19 protein-coding genes are annotated in these 26372 nt (G+C 38.7%); 7 read left to right on the plus strand and 12 right to left on the minus strand.

The window, feature by feature from the left end; all coding sequences use genetic code 11:
* Window positions 1-3 precede the first annotated feature (3 nt).
* Both ML462_RS08145 and ML462_RS08150 read right to left on the minus strand, forming a co-directional pair.
* Window positions 4-1578, minus strand: a complete 1575-nt coding sequence (locus ML462_RS08145; protein ID WP_240713311.1) for an ATP-binding protein — start codon at window positions 1576-1578, stop codon at window positions 4-6.
* A 92-nt stretch (window positions 1579-1670) separates the two neighbouring features.
* Window positions 1671-4592 (minus strand): FAD-binding and (Fe-S)-binding domain-containing protein, encoded by a 2922-nt coding sequence (locus tag ML462_RS08150; protein WP_240713541.1) that lies wholly within the window; start codon window positions 4590-4592, stop codon window positions 1671-1673.
* Window positions 4593-4731: 139 nt separating this feature from the next.
* Here ML462_RS08150 and ML462_RS08155 point away from each other — a divergent pair, with 139 nt between their 5' ends.
* Window positions 4732-5235 (plus strand): hypothetical protein, encoded by a 504-nt coding sequence (locus ML462_RS08155; protein ID WP_240713312.1) that lies wholly within the window; start codon window positions 4732-4734, stop codon window positions 5233-5235.
* Between the two features lie 62 nt (window positions 5236-5297).
* Here ML462_RS08155 and bshA read toward each other — a convergent pair whose 3' ends face one another.
* The 7 genes from bshA to ML462_RS08190 form a co-directional block, all read right to left on the minus strand.
* The gene (gene bshA, locus ML462_RS08160) at window positions 5298-6428 is read right to left on the minus strand and encodes an N-acetyl-alpha-D-glucosaminyl L-malate synthase BshA (protein WP_240713313.1); all 1131 of its coding nucleotides are present in this window, start codon (window positions 6426-6428) and stop codon (window positions 5298-5300) included.
* Between the two features lie 3 nt (window positions 6429-6431).
* Window positions 6432-9359, minus strand: coding sequence for a serine hydrolase domain-containing protein (locus ML462_RS08165; RefSeq protein ID WP_240713314.1), 2928 nt, complete (start codon window positions 9357-9359; stop codon window positions 6432-6434).
* On the minus strand, window positions 9359-9844 hold the full coding sequence (locus ML462_RS08170; RefSeq protein ID WP_240713315.1) for an ABC transporter ATPase: 486 nt from the start codon (window positions 9842-9844) through the stop codon (window positions 9359-9361). Before ML462_RS08170 ends, ML462_RS08165 begins: the two co-directional genes overlap by 1 nt.
* A gap of 86 nt (window positions 9845-9930) precedes the next feature.
* Window positions 9931-10722, minus strand: coding sequence for a (Fe-S)-binding protein (locus tag ML462_RS08175; protein WP_240713316.1), 792 nt, complete (start codon window positions 10720-10722; stop codon window positions 9931-9933).
* 36 nt (window positions 10723-10758) lie between these two features.
* Window positions 10759-12099, minus strand: a complete 1341-nt coding sequence (locus tag ML462_RS08180; protein WP_240713317.1) for a 4Fe-4S dicluster domain-containing protein — start codon at window positions 12097-12099, stop codon at window positions 10759-10761.
* A 6-nt stretch (window positions 12100-12105) separates the two neighbouring features.
* The gene (locus tag ML462_RS08185; protein WP_240713318.1) at window positions 12106-13059 is read right to left on the minus strand and encodes an MlaD family protein; all 954 of its coding nucleotides are present in this window, start codon (window positions 13057-13059) and stop codon (window positions 12106-12108) included.
* Between the two features lie 56 nt (window positions 13060-13115).
* Window positions 13116-14240, minus strand: coding sequence for an N-acetylmuramoyl-L-alanine amidase family protein (locus ML462_RS08190; protein ID WP_240713319.1), 1125 nt, complete (start codon window positions 14238-14240; stop codon window positions 13116-13118).
* A 136-nt stretch (window positions 14241-14376) separates the two neighbouring features.
* Here ML462_RS08190 and ML462_RS08195 point away from each other — a divergent pair, with 136 nt between their 5' ends.
* Together ML462_RS08195 and ML462_RS08200 are read left to right on the plus strand one after the other, a co-directional pair.
* Window positions 14377-17073: a putative LPS assembly protein LptD gene (locus tag ML462_RS08195; RefSeq protein ID WP_240713320.1), complete on the plus strand. Its 2697-nt coding sequence runs from the start codon at window positions 14377-14379 to the stop codon at window positions 17071-17073.
* Window positions 17074-17100: 27 nt separating this feature from the next.
* Entirely contained in the window at window positions 17101-17484 is a 384-nt protein-coding gene (locus ML462_RS08200) for a RidA family protein (RefSeq protein ID WP_240713321.1), read from the plus strand.
* Here the strand turns inward: ML462_RS08200 and ML462_RS08205 are convergent.
* The 3 genes from ML462_RS08205 to ML462_RS08215 all read right to left on the minus strand — a co-directional run bounded on the left by ML462_RS08205 (window position 17481) and on the right by ML462_RS08215 (window position 23337).
* Window positions 17481-17852, minus strand: coding sequence for a methylglyoxal synthase (locus ML462_RS08205; protein WP_240713322.1), 372 nt, complete (start codon window positions 17850-17852; stop codon window positions 17481-17483). The genes ML462_RS08200 and ML462_RS08205 overlap by 4 nt on opposite strands.
* A 1-nt stretch (window position 17853) precedes the next feature.
* Window positions 17854-18840, minus strand: a complete 987-nt coding sequence (gene pfkA / locus ML462_RS08210; protein WP_240713323.1) for a 6-phosphofructokinase — start codon at window positions 18838-18840, stop codon at window positions 17854-17856.
* Between the two features lie 123 nt (window positions 18841-18963).
* Window positions 18964-23337, minus strand: coding sequence for a translocation/assembly module TamB domain-containing protein (locus tag ML462_RS08215; protein ID WP_240713324.1), 4374 nt, complete (start codon window positions 23335-23337; stop codon window positions 18964-18966).
* Window positions 23338-23461: 124 nt separating this feature from the next.
* On the opposite strand from ML462_RS08215, the gene tsaD reads away from it, so the two are divergent.
* The 4 genes from tsaD to ML462_RS08235 are packed head-to-tail and all read left to right on the plus strand — an operon-like array spanning window position 23462 to window position 26371.
* On the plus strand, window positions 23462-24484 hold the full coding sequence (gene tsaD, locus ML462_RS08220) for a tRNA (adenosine(37)-N6)-threonylcarbamoyltransferase complex transferase subunit TsaD (RefSeq protein ID WP_240713325.1): 1023 nt from the start codon (window positions 23462-23464) through the stop codon (window positions 24482-24484).
* A gap of 1 nt (window position 24485) precedes the next feature.
* Window positions 24486-25199 (plus strand): 16S rRNA (uracil(1498)-N(3))-methyltransferase, encoded by a 714-nt coding sequence (locus tag ML462_RS08225; RefSeq protein ID WP_240713326.1) that lies wholly within the window; start codon window positions 24486-24488, stop codon window positions 25197-25199.
* Window positions 25200-25850 carry a DUF4159 domain-containing protein gene (locus ML462_RS08230; RefSeq protein WP_240713327.1) on the plus strand — a complete coding sequence of 217 codons (651 nt, stop codon included), beginning with the start codon at window positions 25200-25202 and terminating at the stop codon, window positions 25848-25850. It begins immediately after the preceding gene.
* On the plus strand, window positions 25847-26371 hold the full coding sequence (locus ML462_RS08235; protein WP_240713328.1) for a TrmH family RNA methyltransferase: 525 nt from the start codon (window positions 25847-25849) through the stop codon (window positions 26369-26371). Before ML462_RS08230 ends, ML462_RS08235 begins: the two co-directional genes overlap by 4 nt.
* Window position 26372: the final 1 nt, after the last annotated feature.

Below are 26372 nucleotides of genomic sequence, written 5' to 3' on the forward strand. Positions count from 1 at the left end.
TTCTTAGTTTTGATTTATTGGGAGTGTAAAAGTAAATTTTGAACCCTTACCTTTTTCACTTTTAACGTAAATTTTTCCTTGGTGTCTTTCAATGATCTCATTAGATAAATAAAGTCCTATACCGAAGCCAGCATAAGTATCATCCTTATTACCAGAAATGCGATAGAACTTTTTAAATATCTGGTCCTGCTCTTTCTTAGCTATTCCAATTCCAAAATCCTTTACGCTAATTGCTACCTGACCGTCCTTATGATCATAAACGCTTATCTCGACCTTATTGCTGTCTGGGGAATATTTTAAAGCATTATTCACAAAATTTATGATTACCTGCCCTATTCTATCTTTATCTGCATAAACTTCACAGTTGAAATCGTGACTTAATTTTAGATCTAAATTTATACTTGAACAGGTGAGGTCCTGAACTATCTCTTCAACATGTTTATTCAAATTAAACTTCTCATAACGCAGTTCTAATTCATTCTGCTCGATCCTGGAAAGATCCAGCATTTCAGATATCAATCGAATAAGCCGTTCCACCTGGTTTTCCATCCTGTGCAAATAAGTTTTAACAGGCAAAGGATTGTTCTCCTCATTTGCTTTTTTTGAAAGGGTCGCTAGTAAAAGCTGAACATATCCTTTAATAGATGTAACCGGTGTTTTTAACTCGTGGCTAACTAGTTTTAGGAAATCTTCTTTTCTTTTTTCGTCTTCTTTAATTTTCTGTATCTCCGTACTGGAAGTGATCCATGAAGTAACCTGTTCTTCTCCGTCTTTTATTGGGGTAGCTTTAATAAGGTGCCACTTATAATCTCCATTTTTATCCTCTATTCTGGCTTCGATATCCAAAATTTCACCTTTGAAAAAACAGTTTTTTGCTTCACTAGAAACTTTTTTCCGGTCATCTGGATGAAACATTTCAAAATCTGTCTGGCCAATAAATTCCATAAAAGATTTTCCCGTATAATCCAGCCAGTTTTGGTTACAAAAAATCCCTTTACCCTCGCTGTTAACCACGGTTATTTTGTGAGGCATAAAATTCACCAGTTCCCTGAATTGCCTTTCACTATTCCTTATTTTTTCATGAAGTAAAGCCTGTGAGGTCACATCCAGAGCAATCACGCCAATCCCTAAGATTTCACCATCATCATTTCTTTGTGGCATATAGGAGAAATCGAAATAAGACTTGATAAGCTCACCATTTACATTATGCTCAACTGGCAAGGATTGAGCGTGGAAGGGTTCTCCTTTATAAAAAGCCTGGTTAAGATAATCTTCAATGCCCTGTTCTCTAACCTCCGGTATGACTTCGAATAATGGTTTTCCAACCACCTGGTCACCTTTGCCCCAAACGTTTCGAATTGGCTCATTCGCAAATTCAATAATATATTCCGGGCCCTTTAAATAAGTTATTAAAGAAGCGGACGAAAAGATCACTCCTTTATATTGCTGATTCTCTTCCTTAAGCTTTAGATTTTCTCGCTCTAAATAAGAAGCATTTGCCTGAAGTTGTTCGACCTCTTTTGTCCTCTCATTTAATTTCCGCTCTAATTCTTCAATACGTCGTTGGTCTGGACTCATCTAGGTTTGATATTGGGTATTTCTAAACAATTCTTAAAGGTAAGACTTATAGGTTCGGGGCAATTTCATTTAGAAAACTATTAACATCGATCCTAAGATTTCTTTAGAGCCCTGTAAAGAATTGTAACCGGATGTAAAGCTACCCTATTTGTGCCATCTTTGATCTGATGTCTGCAACTAGTACCATTGGCAGAGATAATAACCGAATCATCACTTTTTCTGACCGCCGGAAAAAGCGAATTTTCACCAATTCTCATACTAATCTCATAATGTTCTTTTTCATATCCAAAAGAACCAGCCATTCCACAACATCCTGATGGGATCACAGTAACCTTATAATTCTTCGGTAGATTAAGAAGATCGAAAGTGACAGAAGAATTTGACAAGGCTTTTTGGTGGCAATGTGCGTGAATCTTGACAATTGCTTTTCTTCCTGTGAATTGTTCTGCAGTAATATTTCCTACAGATATTTCTTTTTTCAGGAATTCCTCTATGATAAAGCAATTCTTTGCGAGACCTGTTGCTGCATTTTTATCTTCTGAAAGCCTTAAATATTCATCTCTAAAACTCAGAATTGCCGAAGGTTCTACGCCTATTAAAGGTATTTTATCTGTAACCAGATCTTTAAAAATTGAAATATTCTCGTTGGCAAGCTTTTTTGCAGTATCCAGAAAACCCTTAGAAATCTGACTTCTTCCACTTTCAGGATGATTCACAACAATAATCTTGTAGTTCAACTTTCGAAGAAGATTCATAGCATCTTTTCCTACCTCTACATCAAGGTAATTAGTGAACTCATCAATGAAAAAGTAAACCGACTTTACAGGATCTGAAATATCGAATTTATCCTTTTTATTTTCGTAATAATTCCGAAGCGTTTGCCTGGCTACAACTGGAAGCTCTCTTTCACTGGCCACGCCAAGTACTTTTTTGGCTAAACCAGAAGTAAATCCGTTGGAAAGGACAAACCTTGAGATTTTTGGAAATTTTGAAGCCCTTTCATTTTGCTGGGTAATATTGGCAAAGGCCTTATCCCTGAAGCTGGGTTTATTACTTTTATGATATTGATGCTGAAATTCAGCCTTTAAAGCAGCCATATCTACATTAGAGGGGCATTCGCTTTTACATCCCTTACAGCTGATACATAGATCAAGTACTTCTTTCAGTTCTTTGTGGTTGAAGCGATTTGGTTTATCTGAATTGGTTAAAAATTCCCTCAACGCATTGGCTCGAGCCCTGGTGGTGTCTTTTTCATCTTTGGTGGCGCGATAACTAGGGCACATAGTACCTCCTGCTTCCACAGATTTCCGACAATCTCCGCTTCCATTGCATTTTTCAGCAAGTCTTAGAAGCCCATCGGCATCTGAAAAATCCATCAGTGTTTCAATTTCCGGTTCCTCCCGGTCTGGTGTATACCTTAAAGAGGTGTCCATTGCCGGTGCATCAACAATTTTACCGGGATTGAAAATATTTTCCGGATCAAATACATTTTTAACCTCCTTCAGGATACCATAGACCTTTTTACCGAACATAAGCTCAATGAACTCAGCCCTAACCCGTCCATCTCCATGTTCTCCACTCAAGGAACCATTGTATTTCTTTACGAGAACAGCAACATCCTTAGTAATGCTTCTAAACAAACTTACATCTTCAGTTTTTTTAAGGTTGAGTATAGGCCTAAGGTGTATCTCTCCTGCCCCCGCATGAGCGTAATAAACTGCCTGCTGATCATACGCCTTCATTATTTTACTGAAATCTGAAATATAGTCTGCCAGAACAGGTAATGCTACTGCAGTATCTTCGATACATGCCACCGCTTTCCTGTCGCCTTTCATATTACCCAAAAGACCTAAACCTGCTTTCCTGAGTTCAAGTGCCAGATCTATTTGTTCATCATATAATACCGGAAAAGCATAACCCAGGTCTGAACTTTCCAGGGTTTCCAGCAATTCCTGGACCTGTTTTTGTAATTCAACTTCTGTATCACTTCTTAGCTCCAGCATTAGGATCCCTTGTGGATCACCCTCAATAAAAAAACGATTGTCCCTGTACTTAAGGCTGTTTTTAGTGCAATCCAGGATCACCTTATCCATCATTTCACAGGTAAATAAAGAATGCTTCATGGCAGGAACAACTGCTTGCATACACGCATCTATACTATTATAGTGTGCTGCCACCATTGCAGTATACTTAGGTGGTAATTCATCAAGCTGAAGGGTAATTTCAGTAATGAAGGCCAATGTTCCTTCGCTACCTGCTATCAACCTGCATAAATTAAATGGCAGGCTGGCCATTGTAAAGATTTCTGAATTCAGCAATTCATCTATGGCGTAACCTGTATTCCTTCTATGTAATTGAGAAGGCGGATAGTTTTCCCTTATCTCTTCCTGGTTGCTTTTTTCAGAAAGTTTTTCATTAAATAATCTATAAATATCACCTTCGAGGTTTTTAAGTTCCAGCTTTTCCTGAAATTCTGTGGCTGTAAGAGCTCTGAATTCCACCCGGGTACCATCGCTTAAAATTGCTTTTAATGAAAGAAGTTTATCTCTGGTAGTTCCGTATTTTATAGAAGTGGTTCCACTTGAATTATTTCCAACCATACCTCCTATCATGCACCGGTTAGAAGTAGAAGTATTCGGACCAAAGAACAGGCCTTTTTTCTCAAGGCGCCTGTTTAGATCATCTCTTATTACACCAGGTTGAACAGTTACCGTTTTATTGCGATGATCCACTTTGATGATATCGGTAAAATGTTTGGAAACATCAACCACAATACCATCCCCGGTACACTGACCGGCAAGTGAGGTTCCCGCAGTTCGAGGAATTAAGGAGGTTTTATTCCTGCTCGCAAAATTAATCAACCTGATTAAGTCTTCCTCATTTTCAGGATAACAAACAGCTAAAGGTATTTCACGATATACTGAAGCATCTGTAGCATAAATACTTTTCCAGAGGTCATCATAATATAATTTCCCATTTAATTCTTCAGAGAGTTGATCTAAGGCTTCCTTCATTTTCATACTCAAATTTAGAAGAAATCTCTTATCCTGCTTAACAGTTTTTTAATTAATATTAACAATACATTTGCGGCAACAGGCGTTGTTGTATAAGTATTCAACATAAATTTGTCACCATCTAACAAAACAATCGAACATGAAAAAATTAGTTCTATTAGCAGCTTTTACGTTTGGAGCTGTTTTTTTTAGCAATGTAAATGCTCAGCAAATATCTGAAAATGCCTTAGGTCTAAGAATTGGAGACGGAGGCGGAGTAGGCGCTGAAATCTCCTATCAGAGAGCAATTGGTGGAGATAATAATCGTCTTGAATTTGACCTTGGATGGAGAAACGGAAGTGATTATGACGTTATCAAGTTGGTAGGCCTTTATCAATGGGTTTGGAATATCGAAGGTGGCTTCAACTGGTATGCCGGTGCAGGAGCTGGATTAGGAAGCTACGATGATAACAGGGGAAGAGATGAATTTGATGGCGATGATGGCGTTTTCGCCTTAATTGCGGGAGATGTAGGTATCGAGTATAATTTTGATTTTCCTTTACTCTTATCTCTTGACTTCAGACCAGAGATTGGATTTTCAGACTACGACAGACATGATGATTTTACACCAGACATTGCACTGGGAATAAGATATCAGTTTTAGATTTTCTTGAATTAGATAGGTTTAAGAAAAGGAAAAGTGGAGATTAGTTTTCTCCACTTTTTTTATGCTTTAATAAGAGCTTTTTGATAAAGTTCCTCATACATGGGAACAATATTATTGATATCAAATTTCTCTGCTGCGATGCGAGCCTGTTTCTTAAATTTTGTCAGTTTCTCACGGTCACCAAGAATGGAAATTGCGCTTTCAGACATTGCTTTTACATCTCCAACATCATGCAGAAAACCGGAAAAATTATGCTCATTCACTTCAGGTAAACCACCTGTATTAGAGGAAATTACAGGAACTGAGTGAACCATAGCTTCAAGTGCAGCCAAACCAAAACTTTCAGTCTCCGATGGTAAAAGAAATAGATCTGAAAAGCATAAGATCTTATCTATCTCATTACTCTGACCTAAAAATAATACCCGATCCCGAAGTCCAAGTTCTCTCACCAGTTTTTCTGCTACTTCCCTTTGCGGACCTTCACCCACCATCATTAAGCGTGCCTTCAGATTTTTCTGAATATGATAAAAGATCTTCACAACATCCTCTACTCTTTTTACCTTTCTGAAGTTACTCACATGAGTAATGATCATTTCATCATCATGAGCCATCAAATCCCTTTGACAATCAGTAAAAATCTGCTTTTTGAATTTATTTACATCAATGAAATTGGGGATCACTTCAATTTCCTTACGAATTTCAAAGAATTTTAAGGTATCCTCTTTCAGACTGTCTGAAACAGAAGTGACAAAATCACTATTATTGATGCTAAAGGTTACTGCAGGTTTATAAAATGGGTGGTTTCCAACCAGGGTAATATCTGTACCATGAAGAGTTGTAACCATAGGAATGCTTATTCCCTCTTCTTCCAGCATCTTCTTAGCCATATAACCGGCATAGGCATGAGGAATTGCGTAGTGCACATGCAAGAGTTCAACCCCATAATTCTTAACTACATTTACAAGTTTGCTGCTTAAAGCCAGCTCATAAGGTTGATAATGAAAAAGTGGATATTCCGGCACATTAACCTCATGAAATCTTATGTGGCTGGAAATAGTTTCCAGTCTTACCGGTTGTTTGTAGGTTACAAAATGAACCTCATGTCCTCTTCGGGAAAGCGCAAGGCCTAATTCGGTTGCTACCACTCCACTACCTCCGAAAGTAGGATAACAAACAATGGCGATTTTCATAGGTCAATAATCTATAGATTCGTAAATAATTTTCTGGATCTCTGCCCTGATGTCTTCACGAATCAGTTTTCGATTATTAGAATCGGGAAAAGTTCGGTTAGACAAAAATACGTAAACAATTTCTTCCTCTGGGTCTGCCCAGGCAAATGTACCGGTGAAGCCACTGTGGCCAAAACTCATCATGGAAACACAATTACATGTGGGGCCAGCCTCGCTTAGTTGTGGTTTGTCGAATCCTACGCCACGCCTTACATTATCCTCACAATAATAGCAAGTGTTATATTTATCTATGGTTTCTTCGTTAAGAAATTTATCACCTCCATAACTTCCCCCATTCATATAGGTTTGCATCAATTTCGCTACATCATTTGCTGTGCTAAACAAACCTGCGTGTCCACCGATACCACCCTGCATGGCCGCGCCCTGATCATGAACAAAGCCTCTAACAACCTGGTTTCTCCATAATCTATCATATTCGGTTGGAGCGATTTGCAAAGAATCAAATCGAGTTCTGGGTAAATAACCCGTATAGGTTGCTCCCAAACGCTCATAAATATGCTTCTGGGTGAGTTCATTCAGGGATTCACCGTAATAACCCTCTATATAATATTTCAGTAAATAATAGGGCAGATCGCTATACTTATATCTTAAACTGCGTTCAAGATCACTTTTCTTGATGATATTCACGATGGTATCACCTATATCATCTCTTATATAAATATTATTAGCAACTTCCAGATTGAAATTATCTGAGGGAGATTTTTTGTAATAGGTTTCAGAAAGTTTTCTGGTTTTTGGCTCAAGGGTTGAGATATAAAAAGGTATCCAGGCCTGTAGCCTGGCGTAATGCATGAGCATATCCTGCAACCTGATATTTTCTTTATCAGATCCTGCAAACTGGGGAAGCAATTCCACGAGTTTAGTATCGAAGTTTAATTCGTCTTTCTCATCAAGTTCCATAATAAGTGGTAAAGTTGCCAGTATCTTGGTAAGTGATGCAAGGTCGTAAATAGTGGTATCTGTGACCGGAACTTCTTTTTCGTAGGTCTGGTATCCAAAATTCTTCTGGTAAACAATTTTTCCCTTCCTGGCCACCAGGACCTGTGCCCCAGGAGTCATCTTTTTTTCGATAGCGAAATCTACAATACTATCTATTTTGCTGAGTTTAGCAGAATTCATTCCTACCGTCTCCGGCATACCATAGGAAAGCCTTTGAAGATTATTGGTATTATAACCTGTACCAACAGGGAACTCATTTTTAATACTTACCGGTAATCTCCCTTTTGCATCGGCAGCGCCAAATAACACCTGAGCAACTTTTTGTTGTGCGACCGTATTGTTCTGATAACCAACTATAATTCCCTCAAGGTTCGCGAAACTTTTGATGTCTAAAAGAGCGTAAGGCCTTGCGAACAATGAAAGCACAGTTTTATTCTTCCTGGAAATTTCATGTAACCATACTAATTCCTTATCTGAAAACTTAAAAGATGACCACGGACTTCCATCTGGTTTATGAAAACCTACAATCACATAATTATAATTATCCAGTTTTTTCAATAAGCCAGAAAGATTATCTGCCTTAATCCAGTCTACCTCGGCGTATTTTTTCATTTGCTTCAGGAATGCGCTTCCATCATCATTTCCAAAATTCACATAAGCGATCTTCTTTTTTTCGATCTTTTTAACTGGAACTACAGCTTTATTATTCTTTACTACCGTAACCGCATTCTCGAAAAGTTCTTCAAGCAGAGCCTTATCCCTGGCCGTATTTAATTCCTTAACCAGGTAATTGGTATCAATAGGTTTAAATTCATTTAAACCTACCTTATACTTCGCGTATAATATTTTCTTAACTGAAAGCTCGAGCCTGTCTTCGGAAATTTCTCCTGAATTAACTGCCTCAATAATACTTTCTGATGCTTTACCAATATCTTCGCTCATCAACAAAATGTCGTTCCCGGCTTTAAAGGCCTCAAGATCTACCTCCCCCGGCTCCTTATTTCGTGAAGCTCCTTTCATATCCAGGGCATCCGTAAAAATGAGTCCGTTAAAGCCCATTTTCTTCTTCAGGATATCGGTTATGATAGTTTCAGAAAGAGATGCAGGCTGGCCGTTCTCAGATTCCAGTGCCGGAACATTTAAATGGGCAACCATAACACTGCTAAGCCCTTCAGGAATAAGTTTTTTATAAGGGTATAGCTCTACGCCATCTATTCTTTCTGAAGAAAAATTAATGGTTGGCAGGGTTTTATGAGAATCTGAATCTGTATCTCCATGACCAGGAAAGTGTTTTGCACTACTAAGTACACCTTCCCTATGCATACCTTTCATAAAGGCCAGCGACTTTTCAGTCACATTCAATTTATCCTCTCCAAAAGACCTGTTACCGATAATTGGGTTTTCCGGATTGGTATTTATATCTACAACTGGTGCAAAATTGAAATGAACGCCCACTCTTCTTGCATGCCTGGAAATAGCTGCTCCGGCTTCTTCAATTAACTGATCGTTTTGAATCGCTCCCAGGGTCATATTCCAGGGTAAGGCATAAGTGCTGTCCAGGCGCATGGCCAGGCCCCATTCTGCATCCATTCCAACAAGCAAGGGAACTTCAGACATTTCCTGAAATTCATTGGTTAACTGAGCCTGTTTTACCGGTCCGCCTTTGGAAAAGATAATTCCTCCAATATGGTTTTCCCTGATATGCTTCCTGATGCTATCTGCCTCATTATCATTCTTGGACCAGATACTGGCCATGAACAACTGCCCTACCTTCTGTTTCAGGTTCATGGAATCGTAGATGCTATCTACCCATTGCTTCTGCTCAGGATAATCTTCAGTGAATAATGGGTTTTTAGGCTGAGAAACTCCCAGGAAGGGTATCAATAAAAAAAGAAAAAATATAAAAAACGTCTGTAGCTGCTTCAACTTCATCAACTTATAAAACGTTTATGCCAGCTTTCAGATGCTGGAACTTCCCAGTCTGAAAGATATTCAGCTTTATTATTTACCAGATTATTAAATACGATCGTGTTCGGCGATACCGCTTTCTGTTTCGCCATTTTTCTGAAATCGGTTAGACTTTTATAAGCGATGAATTCCCCTTGTTTGTAAGAAACATTCATTTTATCCAAAAGATCAACATTGAAATCCTTTTCCAGCTGCTGAATGAATTGAACAGAGGCATCTATAGAGCATCCGGAAGCAGCATTCAATTGCTGATCCAGGGCGATGGTAATAAAGCGTCTATATTTTATTTCGTAAGAAGCTTTGAGATCTGCACCATGAGCGGTCCATTTCTCAATGAAGGAATCTAATCTACCGGACAACTCATTAATTTCATCTTCGGTAAAAGACCTGTTCGCCTGATAAATCCATACTCTGGAACTATCGGGAAGGCTATCAAATGGTACTAACATAAAGGCTAATATTGAATTGTTACAAATCTAATTTATTTAGCCTTCAGGTCAAATATAGTACCGGGATTTAACTTTTGATTATTTATTTAAAGATCTTCGGCGTTGGCGATCATTTCAGCAACATCCATTACTGCCACGCTGTCTTCTTTTTCCTTATTTTTCACTCCGTCTGTCATCATAGTATTACAAAACGGGCAACCTGCTGCAATAATCTCAGGCTGCGTTTCCAGAGCCTGTTCAGTCCTTTCGATATTTACATCTTTATTTCCAGGTTCTGGCTCTTTGAACATTTGGCCACCACCAGCACCACAGCAAAGACCATTCTTTTTACACTTGCGCATTTCCACCAGCTCAACTTCTAATTTTCTTAAAAGATCACGTGGAGCTTCATATTCGCCATTAGCACGTCCTAAATAGCAAGGATCATGAAATGTAATCTTTTTTCCTTTGAATTTTCCTCCCTCAACCTTAAGTCGGCCTTCACTAAGCAGGTTCTTAAGAAATTGGGTATGATGCATTACATCATAATTCCCACCTAAAGCAGGATATTCATTTTTAATGGTATTAAAGCAGTGAGGACAGGCAGTAACCACCTTCTTGATTTCGTAGCCGTTAAGCACTTCAATATTTGTAGCAGCCTGCATCTGGAAAAGAAACTCATTACCAGCCCTTTTAGCAGGGTCACCTGTACAACTTTCTTCTGTTCCCAGTACAGCAAAATCTACTTTGGCTTCATGTAATAATTTCACAAAGGCTTTCGTGATTTTCTTAGCTCGGTCGTCAAAACTTCCTGCGCATCCTACCCAAAAGAGAACTTCCGGTTTTTTACCTTCTGCCATATATTCGGCCATTGTTGGAACCTTAAGTGCTTCTGCCATATTATTTATCTTTTACTCGTATTCTTTAATTCTGTATTATTTTTCCTCTGCCCACTTCAACCTATCCATCTGGTTATAAGGCCATGGAGCGCCATTATTCTCGATATTGGTCATCGCAATAGCCAGCTCATTAGGAGCGGCACTTTGCTCCATCACTAGATATCTTCTCATATCCAGAATAATCGATAACGGATCTATTCCTACCGGACAGGCTTCAACACAAGCATTACAAGTGGTACAAGCCCATAGTTCTTCTCTTAGAATATAATCGTCCAGTAATTGCTTGCCGTCATCTTCGAATTTTCCATTCTTATTAATGATCTCCCCAACCTCTTCTACCCTGTCACGGGTGTCCATCATGATCTTACGCGGAGATAATTTCTTGCCGGTCTGGTTTGCTGGGCATTCTGATGTACAGCGACCACATTCCGTACAGGTATAAGAATTTAATAATTGTACCTGGTTTAGATCAAAAATATCTGAAGCTCCAAATTTTTCGGGTTCTCCCTCATCTTCTCCTTCTGCAGGTGCTGCAAAAGGATCGGCATTTGGATCCATCATTAATTCAACCTCCTTTTTAACCGCTTCCAGGTTATCGAATTCTCCCTGAGGAGTAAGCTTCGACAAATAAACATTCGGAAATGCAAGGATAATATGAAGATGCTTTGAATAATAAAGGTAGTTCAGGAAAAATAAGATTCCCAGTATATGAAGCCACCAGGCTACTCTTTCAATGATTATCAATGTTGCATTACTCAGGCCATCTAACAAGGGAAGCAAATACTGACTGATAGGGAAACTTCCCATGATGCCTGCTTCAGAAGCATAATGATCTGCCCCATTTAACTGTAACTGATAATCGGCAGCATTCATGGTTAGGAAAAGGATCATCAAAACCATTTCAAAATATAGAATATAGTTGGCATCATTTTTAGGCCAACCTTTTAATTCCCTGCTTAAAAACCTTTTAATGTTTATTGTATTTCTTCTAATCCAGAATATAACTACTCCTACAAACACCAGGAATGCAAGGATCTCAAAACTAAAGATCAAAACATCATAAAAACCTCCCAGGAAAGAAAAAACGCGGTGGGTACCAAAGATACCATCTATGATGATCTCCAATACTTCAATATTTATTATGATAAAGCCAACATATACTATAATATGAAGAATCCCCGCAATAGGCCTTTTTACCATTTTGCTTTGCCCCATGGCTACCCTGGCCATCTTGGCAAATCTTTCACCCTGGTTATCTGAACGGTCTACTTCCCTGCCCAGTTTTATATTCCTTATTACACGTTTGATGTTTCTGGCAAAAAAGCCAATTCCTGCCACTAAGGCAATTACAAAAAGAATTTGCGCAACGATCTGCATGGTTGGTTATTTTAAAGAATCTTTCGGTGGGTCATATGGCCCCGGATTTTTACCAAATACCGAGAAGTGAACATAACGCTTTGGATTTAACTTAACGTCCTGCAATAATTCCTCCAGTTGTTTGGTTGCCCTGTCCAGGTTATTATAGACAGCGTCGTCATTTATAAGTTTTGCAGCGGTACCTTCACCATTATTAAGTTTATCTGAAATCGATTCAAAATCTGCAATCACTTTTTCAAGATCATTTATGATCTTGTTAATGTCCATTTTGGTAAGAGTATCTGAAAACTTATTGAAATTGGTAGACATTTCGTCCAGATTGGTGAATGTTCTGTCAAGTTTCTCTGAATTTCCCTGCACAATACCCTGTAACTCATCTGCAGTAATTTTGAATGAAGTAACTGTGGCATCAAGGTTTCTGAATGTTCCCCTTATATTATTTCGAGTAGAATCGTCAAGAATTTCAGTGATGGCGGTAAGCATGGAATCTGCACTTACGATAGTATTTTCAAGCTTGGACTGTAGAGGAGTAAGCCTGTCATTAACCAGCTCCATAATACCTTCTTCTTTCGTACCTTCAAGAGTATCTCCAGATTTGGCCATTCCCGTTTTTACGTCATATTTAGGAACAATAGCCAGGGATTTCCCTCCAATGATACCACCTCCATAAATATTCGCTTCGCTGTTTCGTGAAAATTTAAAATCATTTTTAACCGTAAAGGTTACTAAAAGTTCACCCTGGTTGTTCAGGAAATCGATACTGGTGATCTGGCCAACTTTGAGACCATTAATGGTCACTTCTGAAGATGGAGATAATCCTTCCACATCATCGTAGACTGCATAAAAGGTTCGACTATTGTCCAGTAGATTTTCCCCTTTAAGAAAACTATAACCGAAAATTAAAATAACTATTGCGATAATAGCTAGCAGGGCAGTTTTTACCTCTCTGGAATATTTCAAAAGCAAATATTTTAGTGGATACGCACAAATTTAGAAATAAATATATAAAAGCTGTCCTATTTGAGCTTAGATTTTAACGCGTCATTAACCGTTATTTTGTGGTCATCCCTGAAGGCAACGATATAACTTGTTGGATATCCTTTGTTTATCGCTTCCTGATGTAATTGCTGAATTTTTAAATAATCTGAGGTCTCACCATAATAATACTTAAACATTCCATTTTCCTTGCTGCGATCCACATTTTTTAATCCTTTAAAATTATAAGGTTTAGGATCTATTTTTTTTGAACCGGCGGCAAGCTGAACCCTGAAGATAACGTCTTTGTATATTTGGGCCGGTTGAGTTACCGGATTATCTAAATTCTCTGCCGGGTGATCCTTGGCGATACTTTCTAAAAGATTCAGGTTAATGGTTTTGCTGTATTGAACGATTGCCTCGGTAATCGCCCTTGCCATATCTTCCTGCCCTCGACTGCTGTTAAGATAACGACCTTCCTGGTTATTGGTAAGAAAACCTGTTTCTACCAAAACACTGGGCATATAGGTCTGGTGCAGAACAATAAGTCCCATTTGCTTTACTCCACGATTCTTACGCTTCAGGTCATTTGTAAATTCCTTCTGAACCAGGTCTGCCAGAAGTATACTTTGATCCAGGTACTCCTCCTGCATAATGGTTGAACCAATAGTTGATTCGGGTGAATTTGGGTCGAAGCCCTCATAAGTCACTTCATAGTTTTCCTCCAGATAGATCACCGAATTTTCCTTTTTGGCTACTTCAAAATTGGTTTCATTCCGATTTAGCCCCAAAACAAAAGTTTCGGTACCTGAGGCCTGTGAATTATGAGAATTACAATGTACAGAAACAAAAAGATCGGCATTGGCTTCGTTAGCAATCCTCCCTCTTTCGAACAATTCTACAAAAACATCAGATTTCCTGGTGTAAACCACCTTAACCCCTTCATATTTTTCGAGTTCTTTGCCAATTTTAAGGATAATGCTAAGGGCGATATCCTTTTCCTTGAAGCCATTCCCCATATTTCCCGGGTCCTTCCCACCATGACCGGCGTCAAGCACCACCACAAACTGATCTTTAACAGGAGGGATTTCTGCCGCAATTGCAGAATTAGAAAGACTTAATATAAAAATTGTGAATACGAAAAGTTTAAGTAAGTTCGTTCTCATAAAAAGCTAACGCTTAAGTAGGTTGAATATTTTAATTACTATTTTTCCTGCACCTTCAAATCTCAGCTGAAAAAATATATGTAATTTTGGATTTGCAAAAAGCAAGCCAATCCGTACAAAAATAGCACTTAAAGCATTGCAAACAAATATCCCCAATACTCTTTTTTGCTTAGTTTTCACGCTGTTCTTTTCAGTAGTTTCCCAGGCACAGGAGATTGAGACTAATTCAATTCCGGTAAGATCTGAACAGGATTCCATACCTCCTGCCATTGATGCAAATGAGATCTCAGAACAACTTCAGGAACAGGATACGGTGAAGACAGACACAGTTCGAAAACCTCAGTTTTTAACCGATATTGTAGACTATACCGCTAAGGATTATATGCGTTTAAGTCCAGGAGAAAATAAGATGTATCTCTATAACGAGGCTAAAATCATTTACGGGGATATGACGATTGAAGCCGGACTTATAGTAATCGATAATGAGAAAAACGAGGTGTTTGCCTACGGAATTGAGGATTCTATTGGGGATTATACTCAAAAGCCAATTTTCACCCAGGCACAAAGAAAGGTAGAACCAGATTCCATCAGGTTCAATTTTGATACTGAGAGAGCTTTGGTTTATAATTCCAGAACCCAGGAAGCTGAGTTCAATGTAAAGGGAATGGTCACCAAAAGAGAAAATGATTCGGTTTATTTCATGAAAAACGTCCGGTTCACTACTTCAGAAGATGTAGACGATCCGGAATATTTCTTTTACGCCCGAAGGATCAAATTCGTACCGGACAAAAAGATCGTTTCAGGCCTGGTGAATATGTATATCGCCGATGTTCCCACTCCTTTAGGACTACCCTTTGGCTATTTCCCCCTCACCGATGAAGAAACTTCTGGATTTATCATTCCTTCTTTTGGGGATAGTCAGTTTGGTTACAATCTTCAAAACGGTGGGTACTATTTTGCCATCAGTGACTATGTAGACCTTTTGACTTTAGGGAGTTATTACACCAATGGCTCCTACACCCTGGAATTTTCTTCGAACTATGCCAAAAGGTATAAGTATCGGGGTAATGCGCGAGTGAGATATGAGAAGTTGTTCAACAGCGAACGTGGTTTTCCCGATTTCAGCGAAAGATCTTCCTATAACATTCAGTGGAGTCATAGTCAGGATCCTAAAGCTAATCCAAGTTCTAGATTTTCAGCTTCTGTAAACCTGGGTAGTAGCGAATATTATGCAGAATCAATCAACCAGGCTAACCAGGGTAACTACCTGAATAATACCCTTAGCTCTTCTGTTTCATATAGTAAGACTTTTGCAGGTGAACCACAGGTGAACCTTAGTTTAGCGGCGAGGCATTCACAAAACACCAATACCCAGGAAATTAATCTTAGTCTACCTACCCTACAGCTAAGCATGTCCAGGATCTACCCTTTTGCTTCTAAAGGAGGCGCAAAAAGAGGATTAATTCAGAACGTAAACTTACAGTATAACCTGAGAGCAGAAAACCAGATGAATACTGTTGATTCTCTATTTTTCACTTCTGAAATGTTTAAAGATGCAAGATTAGGAGCTCAACACCAGATACCTTTAACCACGAACTTTAAGTTATTCAAGTTTTTGAGTGTTAGTACAGGAACTAACTATCAGGAAACCTGGGTCTCCAAAACATTTGAAAGATCTTACGACCCTACTATAGATGAAGTTGTGGTTGACACTATTAGCGGATTTGACGCCTACAGAACTTATAATTTCAATGCCAGCATTGGTACTACCGTTTACGGTTTAAAAAACTTCGGAAAGGATAAAAAGATCCAGGCAATCCGGCATGTGATGCGACCTTCTGTAACCTATAATATTAATCCTGGTTTTGACCGCTATTATGAGACCTACGAAAGAACAGACCCAACAGATCCAGACCAAATAGAACTTGTGGACTATTCGAGATTCGATGGTACTCTTTATGGTGCTCCCGGAAGGAATTTTTCAAGTTCTATTGGACTAAGCATTAGTAATACCTTCGAAGCTAAAGTAAGAGACAAGGATAGTACTGCTACGGAACCCAAGAAGATCATCCTTCTAAATAACTTTAGTGCTAGTACCAGTTATAATCTTGCCGGGGATTCATTAAGATTATCTCCTATAGCTTTAAGAGGATCTATCCCTATTGTAAAGAATAAACTAGACATCAACTTCGGTGCTAACCTGGATATTTATGCCCTGGATAATAATAACCGAAGAATAGATAAACTGAACATCGAGAACGGTGGAAGCCTTTTCAGGCTTACCAGTGGTCAGGTAAATTTTGGGTACGCCTTTTCCAGCAAGGATTTTGAAGACCGGGAAGAAGAAGATGAGACTGATGAAATGGATAATGAAACCTACAGAAACGGTGGTAGACCCGATGATCTCTTCGGAAAAGGAATGGGATTAGATGGGGATCTTTTTGATGAGGATCCGTTTGAAGGCAAGGAAACTGAAAACGAAAGTTCCTGGTATAACTATAAGATCCCGTGGGATGTGAGACTCGCCTATTCTATGAATTATTCAAATAATGCCCGCCAAAGCGATATTTCTGCCCATTCCATCATGTTCAATGGTAATGTAGAACTTGCTCCTAAGTGGAAAGTAGGGGTTAGTTCCGGGTACGACTTGGTGAATAGTGGAGTTACCCCAACGCAATTAAGATTTCAGAGGGATCTTAATAGCTGGATGATGAGTTTTAGTTGGGTTCCCTTCGGAAATAGAAAATCCTGGAACTTTTTGATTCGTATTAAGGCAAACGTGTTAAGCGACATTAAATATGAGCAAAGAAGGGTTCCAGACAGAAACTTATAATGTTACTGAAAATTAAATTCGACCGATATGAAAAAAGTAATTAAAACCAAAGCAGCACCTGCTCCCATAGGACCTTATAACCAGGCAATTTTTGCCGGTAATACCCTATACGTTTCCGGGCAAATCGCCATAGATCCAGAAACAGGAGATCTCCTCACCGATGACCTGGAAAAAGAAACTACCCAGGTATTAGAAAATTTAAAGGCCATTTTGACTGAAGCTGGTTTAAATATGAACCACATCGTTAAGACTTCAATTTTCATAAGCGACATGAATAATTTCGGAAAGATCAACGAGGTTTATGCCCGTTATTTCAATTCAGAAAATGCTCCAGCAAGGGAAACCGTAGAAGTTGCGAACCTGCCTAAATTCGTAAATGTAGAGATAAGCGCTATTGCAGTAAAGTACTAATCGTCAGATCCTTTTATTAATAAACGTGCAGTAGCAGGGTTGGTTGCCAGCGGTATATTGTGCACATCGCATAATCTCATCAGCATGAAAATATCCGGTTCATGTGGGTGCTTATCCATAGGATCACGAAAAAATATTACCATATCTACCAGACCTTCTGCTATTCTAGCAGCTATTTGAGCATCGCCTCCCAGTGGTCCGGATAATAATTTTTCCACCTTATAACCGGCTGCTTCGGTCTTTGTACCCGTAGTACCTGTAGCAATTATCTTTATTTGTTTATTGTGAAGAATTTCTCTGAATTCATTTAGAAACTGAACCATTTCAGGTTTTTTTCCATCATGGGCAATTATGGCTATGGTCTTCATATTAAGTCGACAGGATTTCAGAGATCCTTAAAAGATCCTTGTTTATATTATGTTTTCCTTTCAATGCCTGATCGAGGCTGCAGGATTCCATTTCATTGTTCATCATTCCAACCATTAGATCCTTTTTATCATCAAGTAAAAGTTCCACAGCTTTTACAGATAACCTACTCGCCAGGACCCGATCAAAACAGGTTGGTCTGCCTCCTCGCTGAATATGCCCCAAAACAGTTACCCTGGCATCATAATAAGGAAGGTTCTTCTTTACATATTCGGCCAGTTCAAAAACGTTTTTACCAATCTTATCTCCTTCAGACACCACTACGATACTTGAAGTTTTTCCTGCTCTCCTACTTCTTTCTAAAGAATCCAGCAATCTCTCAAGCCCAAGGTCCTCTTCAGGAATTAAAATTTCTTCAGCACCTGCGCCAATTCCACTATTTAATGCAATAAACCCTGCATCTCTTCCCATGACTTCAACAAAGAATAGTCGGTTATGAGAACTGGCCGTATCACGAATCTTATCGATAGCTTCAACGACAGTATTAAGGGCGGTATCGTAACCAATGGTATAATGAGTCCCGTAAATATCATTATCTATAGTTCCGGGAACTCCAATTACTGGTATATCATGCTCCTGACTAAAAACCTGGCCTCCTCTAAAAGTTCCGTCACCACCAATAAGGATCATGGCATCTACCTCTGCTTCCCTCAAATTTTTCGCCGCCTTGGCTCTTCCTTCTTTGGTTAAAAATTCTTTAGACCTTGCAGACTGAAGTATGGTTCCACCCTGGTTTACAATATTACGAACACTACGAGCATTCAATTTTACCGAATCGCCATTTATCATTCCCTGGAATCCCTGGTAATAACCCACACAGTCTGTATGATAATATGCACAGGTTCTTACCACTGCCCTTATGGCCGCATTCATTCCAGGTGAATCACCTCCGGAGGTCATTACTCCAATACGTCTAACTTTTTTACTCATGTTTAAAGAAATTGAATCTTAAATCTACAAACTAAATTTTAAGATCTATGCATGAACACAGGTCTATTTCATCAAAGTTAAAGTGATGAAAAGAATTCAAAACTAAATAAATATTAAAATTTTCTAGTTATCGGCCTCTTCCGGAAAGTTAATAAAATCAGGAGACTCAAAATTCGAAGTTTCCAGGTTCTCCCCTTCATCATCGGCCTTGGCGATCTCGGTATTAGCGATCTTCCTGATAAGTTCTTTGAAAGTATTAAAATCTACATTATATGATAATCCTACTCCCTGGGTAAAACCAATTTCTTCACCAATGAACTGAATGTTATTTTCACGGTTGAAAACCTTAGCTCTTAAGGTTCCATCTTCATTAAGTAAAAATTCGATTTCCAGGTCACCAATAATCACAGATTCTGTAACACCTCCAATAGGCACCCCTACCTGACCGTTAATGATCACTCGATCTGAGATCTGAGTGGACAAGGTAAGGCCAAACCTATCCACGGTTTGTTGATCTGGTGTCCGGTCTCCCTGAACATAATTAACCCCTACCTGGAACTTACCATTATCATCGGCGAAAATGTCATTTACAATACTGGAGGCTCTTTCCGCAAGAGTTCCATAGATCGCAGCACCACGCAACCCGAATTCACTGTAAAATGTTCCCTGGGTCACCAGGAACAGCGCCTGTAATTCTGTAGTGGCACGATCATCTATCCTGTATTGCAATTCAGATTTTACAGTGGAACTGGCGCTTGGAAAATCGATTTCAAATCCTATTTCCGGTTGCTCAATATCCCCCTGAAGATTAATAACAACTTCTACAGGGATCTTCCTGTTCACTGAAGGATTTTCAAGTAACACGGCCGGATTGGCGTTCAGGGAATAAACTGCACTTACATCTAACTGAGCGTCGGTTGGATCCCCATCCCAGTTGATACTTCCACCAGATTCAACGGTAAATACTTTCTGAACCAGTCCGGCATATTTAAAATTATATACTCCTTCATAAACAATAAAGTCCCCCCACATATTGAACTTTCCATTGGTATTTATTTCCAAAAGTAAATTCCCGGAACCTCGTCCCCTCAAAGTACTACCACTGGTTTTGTCCACCACCACTTCAACTTCAGCATCATTAGTCACATCAAGGTCAAAGATCATCTCGATACCTTTAACCTCTGGTATTTCAATCTCTTCACCTGCAAGCCTGGCCGCTTTTTCTTCAGGACTTAAGAAACGTATGAATGAATTATCTCCAACCGATTCGGTGTCACTTAAAGGGATTTTAAAAACGGTTCCCCGCTCTGTAGCAGCAGTAACATCAATTACCAGTTCATCTGTTGGCCCTTTTATAGTAGCTTCACCATCAATAAACGCAGTTCCGTAATAAAGTGCATCTTCATCGACTTCAGTATCAAGAACCAGCATCCTGTTCGAGTTTAAGGACAGATCCAGGAACCATTCAGAAAAATTACGATGGGAAATTGTACCATCCAGAACTCCCCTGGTATTGTATTTTGTATCTACAATATCTATATTTTCAAAGACGAATTGTTGCTTGGTAAGGTTTACCCGGGCTTCCTCTTTCAGGTCTATATCCACATTTAAATAAGGGATTCTTAAACCAGCCTTATTCAATCTCAGGCTTCCAGAAAAATCCGGGTTTTTATAGTTCCCTGTAACAAATGCTCTTCCCGAGGCGAGTCCACGTATATCTGTGAGCACATCTGCGCCCAATGCAGTGAAAATCGATAGGTTCAATTTATTTAGATTTACCTCCAAGTCTATAAGAGGCTCATCCCCTGCAACATTAATATCGCCAATGGCAGACAATGACTCAAAGCCCTGTTTTTTAATTAGCGCATAGACAGCGTAATTAGTAAGATCTTCATTTCCATCCACGTCAAGGCTAAGATTCCCCATAAAGGTGTCGTTCACTTCCAAAGAATCAATTTGTAAGTTTGTTTTGGGAAAATATGCTCCTTTCTCCTGTAATAGGTCCAGATCGCCGTTTAAGGTTCCGGCCAGGTCCAAACTATCAATTTCAGGAGTAATCTTTCCAATATCCACATTAATGAATTTCATCTTGAAATTCTTATAAGAAGAGTCTCTTTTTATCCCGCTTAATCTAATCTCTTCATTCTCATGACTCATTACCAGGGAGTCGATCTGCATGTCCCTGAAATTGTTATCGAATACTATTTTATTACTTAGATCACTATCTTCATTTAGATACCAAACATTTTCCTTGAATTTAAAATCTGATCTTTGAATACCCACCACAGATTTATTTTCCTCATTAATCGTATGGAAAAGGTTAAGATTAAAAACATCATTATTAGCCTCGCCTCCTTTAAATTCTGAACGAATGAACAGCGTATCTCTCTGGGTTACATTAATAAAACTGAATTCTGAGAAATTATAAAAATCGGTTGCAACACTATCAGCCTCGAAATAGGTATTATAAATAGGGTTTGTATTATCTACCTGAAGGTTAATATCCTCCATCATGTTATCCAGAACATCGATTCTCGGAGATTTAAAGGTTAACCTGAATTCAGATTCGTCTGATTCTACCCTTCCTCGAATAAAAGTATTTGGAGCAAGTTCAATTTCAGGAAAGAAAACTTCCACGATCTGGTTATAGATGTCAAAATCGAATTCCATATACTGGTTCGTAGTGATCGTTTCGGGTTTATAGTTCGTATAAATACTTCCAATCGAGTTCTTCACCAGGGATTCAACTTCATTGATCCTGAAAACACCGGTAACCTCTCCATTAATCACATCTGGTGAATTAATAGTAATTGTTCTAACGGGCCCTTCAAAACTGGAAGTGATATTAAGATCATCAAAATAATAAAGGTCATTCTGGTTCTTGTAGGAAGTATTTAACAACAATATATCTCCGAAGGCATTATCCACATTGGTTCCTTTCATGTTCATGATTACATCCCCCTTAAATACAGATATGCTATCCCGGCTTACAAAATTTAATGTGTTCAGGTCGGCGTATTCTACTGAAGCCTCGAAATCGTATACGTTAATATCGTCAGAAACATCTATTAGTCCATTGAATTCCATTTGCAGATTTGGATCATCTGAGACAAAATATCCATTGAACAATGGATTTCGCAGATTTCCAATTAACCGAATGTCGGTATAAGTATAATCATTGTAGGTGATCTTGGAAACTTCTCCTTTCAGCTTGGTATTTAGATCTTCCGGATTAAATCCTCCCCCATCAAAGTCAAGATTAAAACTGGTTTTACCTAATTTTTCATTCTTGATAAGCTTACCAAGGTTAATATCTTTAAAGATCAGTTTTCCCTTATAATTTGAATTGGCCGAATTATTAAAATTATTCAGTACAAAGTCTGCATCTGCCGATCCTAGCTGGCTGGTTAGGTACACATCGGCGTCCAAAGATGAACTGGTAACGAATGTGCTACCCTTAAGATTTACGTTTCCGAAATCCCTTAGATTTTCAGGTAATTTTCCTAATAGAGGCCCGGGCAGGAAATTAACCATATCGTAATAGTTGGTATAGAAATCTGAAAAACTTCCATCCATACTGAATTTTTCAGGATCACGGGAAAAGGAGCCCTGTATCTGGAAGTTTCCATAAATTTCCGTTCTATCCAAGCCTTGCAAGGCAAAATCTTCCAGGAAGAAATCATTCAATGTCCCTGTTAATTTGGTTTGGAAATTTAGTATCTGATCCTCACCAAAACCATCATAAAAAGCTTTTAGGTCATTACTGGAAATAACACTTTCTCTAAAATTCGCTTCTACCTGTACCAGGTTTTCAAAATCGGAAAAATCGGAAAGGTCATATTCAAAAAAAAGATCGGCATTTATTAAAGATCCCGGAGTCTGAAGTTGCATATCTACCAGTTCCATCTGGTTTGGATCGTAATGGAATTGAGTTGAAAGATTATCAATATGAATTCCCCGATGTTCATATCCGCTGAGCATTCCAATATCAATATCAATATTGGCACCATCTATTTGAAGTTCGTTCGCATAGATATTGAGGCTATCTACGATTAGAACGTCCTGCGCATCCAGGTTTTCATCTATAAAACTATACCTGCTATTTAAAATCTGAACATTTTCAGCATGAAGTTCAAAATTTGGTGTATTCCCGGTAGGTTCTTTCCGAAGCTTTTCGATCAATACACCTAAATTGTCGAGATCTTCGTTCTTGTACCTACGCATCTGCATATTCAGACCTTCGATTCGTGTATCTCCAAGATTAGGGGAATTGTTAATAATATTTACAAAGCTTAGGAAGCTGGAACGCACTTCTTTTGCAGTTAACAAGGTGTCTTCATGATGATCCTCAACATATATTTCATTGAGTTTCACATTCCCGAAATAGCTTAATGAAACCCTGCCTACAGAAATATTCACATCATTCTTTTCTCGCAGGCTGTTCGTAAGGCTATTTGCTACAGAGGTTTGTACAGCGGGAATAGAAAATACTATCAATAAAAGTATGAAGAACAAAACGAGGCCAACCAGCGTTTTAGTTAGTATTTTCCAGAATTTTTTGATACGTTATTATGTTTTAACTTTGCGTCTAATTTACAACTTCTATGTTCAATAATTTCTGATGCCAGACCAAAAAATAAACATTCTCGCCATTGAATCTTCCTGTGACGATACAGCCGCGGCTGTACTTTGCAACGGAAAAATCTTATCTAATATTGTAGCCACTCAGGAAGTGCATCAACAATATGGAGGTGTAGTTCCGGAACTTGCCTCAAGAGCACATCAACAAAATATCGTTCCCGTGATACACCAGGCCCTGGCGAAGGCAAATATCGATAAAAAAGACGTTTCTGCAATTGCCTTTACCCGGGGTCCAGGGCTAATGGGATCTCTCCTGGTTGGAACCTCTTTTGCCAAGTCCCTGGCCATGGGCTTAAACATACCTTTAATCGAGGTTAACCATATGCAAGCACATATCCTGGCTCACTTTATCGAAGAGGATGGATTTGACAAACCTGAATTCCCGTTTCTAGCCATGACGATAAGTGGCGGACACACGCAAATCGTGAAGGTTTCAGATTATTTTAAAATGGATGTAATTGGCGAGACCATGGATGATGCGGTTGGAGAAGCTTTCGATAAGAGCGCCAAAATCCTTGGACTCCCCTATCCCGGTGGACCTCTTATAGATAAATATGCCCGTGAAGGGAATCCAAAAGCATTTAAGTTCCCAAAACCCAAGGTTGACGGCCTTAACTTTAGTTTTAGTGGGTTTAAAACTGCAGTGCTTTATTTTGTTCAGAAGGAAACAAAGAACGATCCCGATTTTATTGAAAAGAACCTGAAGGATATTTGTGCATCTATCCAGTATACCATCATTGGAATTTTGATGGATAAGATAAAAAAGGCCGTTAAAGAAACCGGTATCAACCAGGTGGCCATTGGTGGCGGAGTTTCGGCTAACAGTGGTATTAGAAAAGCGCTTCAGGATGCTGAAAAAAAATGGGGTTGGAAATGCTATATTCCTAAATTTGAATATACTACAGATAATGCGGCCATGATCGGGATTGCGGGATACCATAAATATCTAAAAAAGGATTTTACCGATTTTTCTGTGACCGCACAATCCAGATATAAATTCTAGTATGCAATTATTCTTTAATCCTGATATTTCTGAAAAAGATGAGCTAGTCACTTTTCCAAGAGATGAAAGCAGGCATATTGTAAAAGTTCTTCGGAAAAACACCGGGGATATTTTAAATATCACCAATGGAAAAGGAATGATATTCACTGCGGAGATCGTGGAAGCGGATATTAAAAAGTGTGTGGTTAAGATACTTTCATCTGAAAAAGAACCGGCTCCACCTTATTATTTGCATATGATCGTTGCTCCAACCAAGATGAACGACAGGTATGAATGGTTCCTGGAGAAAGCCATGGAAATTGGAGTTCACGAGATCACACCAATTATTTGCGATCACAGCGAAAGAAAAGTGGTAAAACTGGAAAGATATGAGCGAGTATTATTAAGCGCCATGAAGCAATCTTTACATGCTCATTTTCCTAAACTGAACGAACCTATTAGTTTCAAGGATTTTATGCAAAAGGAGCTCAAGGGCACAAAGTTAATAGCGCACTGCGAAGATGTAATGAAAAAACCATATCTTCAAAAGAAAGTTCATCCCTGGGAAACCGTAAATATCATGATAGGCCCAGAAGGCGATTTCAGCAAGGATGAAATAAAATCTGCTCTGGAACATGGCTGGGAACAAATAAGTCTTGGTGAGAGCAGGTTAAGAACTGAAACTGCAGCTATCATTGCATGCCATACCGTCGCTTTAAAAAATCAGGAAATATAAATGGGTACAAACCGGTTTTTATTTTTTTTATCTTTCCTAGGATTTATTTGTTCCGCAAATGCCCAGGAAATTGCCATTTTGAAATATAATGGTGGTGGAGACTGGTATTCCAACCCTACCGCCCTGCCAAACTTAATTCAGTTCTGTAATTCGAACATCAATACGAATATTGCCAGCAAACCGGAAACAGTTGAACCTGGCAGCACCGATATATTTCAGTTTCCATTTGTGCATATGACGGGGCATGGAAATGTGATTTTTAACGGTGACGAGATTGAAAACCTCAGAAATTATCTTTTAAGCGGAGGCTTTATACATATCGATGATAATTACGGGATGAATGAGTATATACGTAAGGAGATCAAAAAGTTATTTCCAGATAAGGAACTTACCGAGATACCTGCAAACCACCCTGTTTTCTCGATTGCATTTCCGTTTCCAAACGGGCTTCCGAAAATTCATGAACATGATGGCCTACCTCCCCAAGCATTCGGGATTTTTGAAAATGACAGGCTTATACTCCTATTCACCTTTGAAAGTGACCTGGGAGATGGTTGGGAAAGCCCCGAAGTTCATAACGATCCTGAAGAAGTGCGGCAAAGAGCATTAAAAATGGGAGCAAATATCATTAAATACGCTTTCGAGAATTGATAGAACAACTTACACATAAAGAAACTTCGTTTCAGCAAACCGAATTTCCTATCATACTATTACTTGATAATATCACAGGAGAAGCTAATCTGGGAAGCCTCTTCAGACTAGCAGATGCATTCGGGATTCAAAAAATAATTTTTTGTGGCACGAAACCTAATCTAAGTAGTAACAGGCTTAAACGAACGGCAAGAAACACATTTAATACTGTAGATTCTGAATATCATGAAGATACCATTTCAGCAATAAAATATTTAAAAGAATTAGGTTATAATCCGGTTGCTCTGGAGATCACCTCTAACAGTAAACCCATTCAGGAGATCTCTATAGAAAAGGAACAGAATATAGTTTTAATAGCTGGAAATGAAAGACATGGGGTTTCTGAAAATGCATTGAAACTTTGCGATGCATGTTTTCATATTGAAATGTTTGGAAATAATAGTAGCATGAATGTGGCGCAATCTGTAGGAATTGCATTATACGAAATCACAAAAGCCTTGAACAAGTTTGCGAAGAAATAAT

The organism is Christiangramia lutea (assembly GCF_022489035.1).
GTDB classification, from domain to species: domain Bacteria; phylum Bacteroidota; class Bacteroidia; order Flavobacteriales; family Flavobacteriaceae; genus Christiangramia; species Christiangramia lutea.

Excerpts from the sequence above, each read along its gene's own strand:
- ML462_RS08145 (WP_240713311.1), bottom strand. The coding sequence starts at position 1,578 with ATGAGTCCAGACCAACGACGTATTGAAGAATTAGAGCGGAAATTAAAT.
- ML462_RS08150 (WP_240713541.1), bottom strand. The coding sequence starts at position 4,592 with ATGAAGGAAGCCTTAGATCAACTCTCTGAAGAATTAAATGGGAAATTA.
- ML462_RS08155 (WP_240713312.1), top strand. The coding sequence starts at position 4,732 with ATGAAAAAATTAGTTCTATTAGCAGCTTTTACGTTTGGAGCTGTTTTT.
- bshA (WP_240713313.1), bottom strand. The coding sequence starts at position 6,428 with ATGAAAATCGCCATTGTTTGTTATCCTACTTTCGGAGGTAGTGGAGTG.
- ML462_RS08165 (WP_240713314.1), bottom strand. The coding sequence starts at position 9,359 with ATGAAGTTGAAGCAGCTACAGACGTTTTTTATATTTTTTCTTTTTTTA.
- ML462_RS08170 (WP_240713315.1), bottom strand. The coding sequence starts at position 9,844 with ATGTTAGTACCATTTGATAGCCTTCCCGATAGTTCCAGAGTATGGATT.
- ML462_RS08175 (WP_240713316.1), bottom strand. The coding sequence starts at position 10,722 with ATGGCAGAAGCACTTAAGGTTCCAACAATGGCCGAATATATGGCAGAA.
- ML462_RS08180 (WP_240713317.1), bottom strand. The coding sequence starts at position 12,099 with ATGCAGATCGTTGCGCAAATTCTTTTTGTAATTGCCTTAGTGGCAGGA.
- ML462_RS08190 (WP_240713319.1), bottom strand. The coding sequence starts at position 14,240 with ATGAGAACGAACTTACTTAAACTTTTCGTATTCACAATTTTTATATTA.
- ML462_RS08200 (WP_240713321.1), top strand. The coding sequence starts at position 17,101 with ATGAAAAAAGTAATTAAAACCAAAGCAGCACCTGCTCCCATAGGACCT.
- ML462_RS08205 (WP_240713322.1), bottom strand. The coding sequence starts at position 17,852 with ATGAAGACCATAGCCATAATTGCCCATGATGGAAAAAAACCTGAAATG.
- pfkA (WP_240713323.1), bottom strand. The coding sequence starts at position 18,840 with ATGAGTAAAAAAGTTAGACGTATTGGAGTAATGACCTCCGGAGGTGAT.
- tsaD (WP_240713325.1), top strand. The coding sequence starts at position 23,462 with ATGCCAGACCAAAAAATAAACATTCTCGCCATTGAATCTTCCTGTGAC.
- ML462_RS08225 (WP_240713326.1), top strand. The coding sequence starts at position 24,486 with ATGCAATTATTCTTTAATCCTGATATTTCTGAAAAAGATGAGCTAGTC.
- ML462_RS08230 (WP_240713327.1), top strand. The coding sequence starts at position 25,200 with ATGGGTACAAACCGGTTTTTATTTTTTTTATCTTTCCTAGGATTTATT.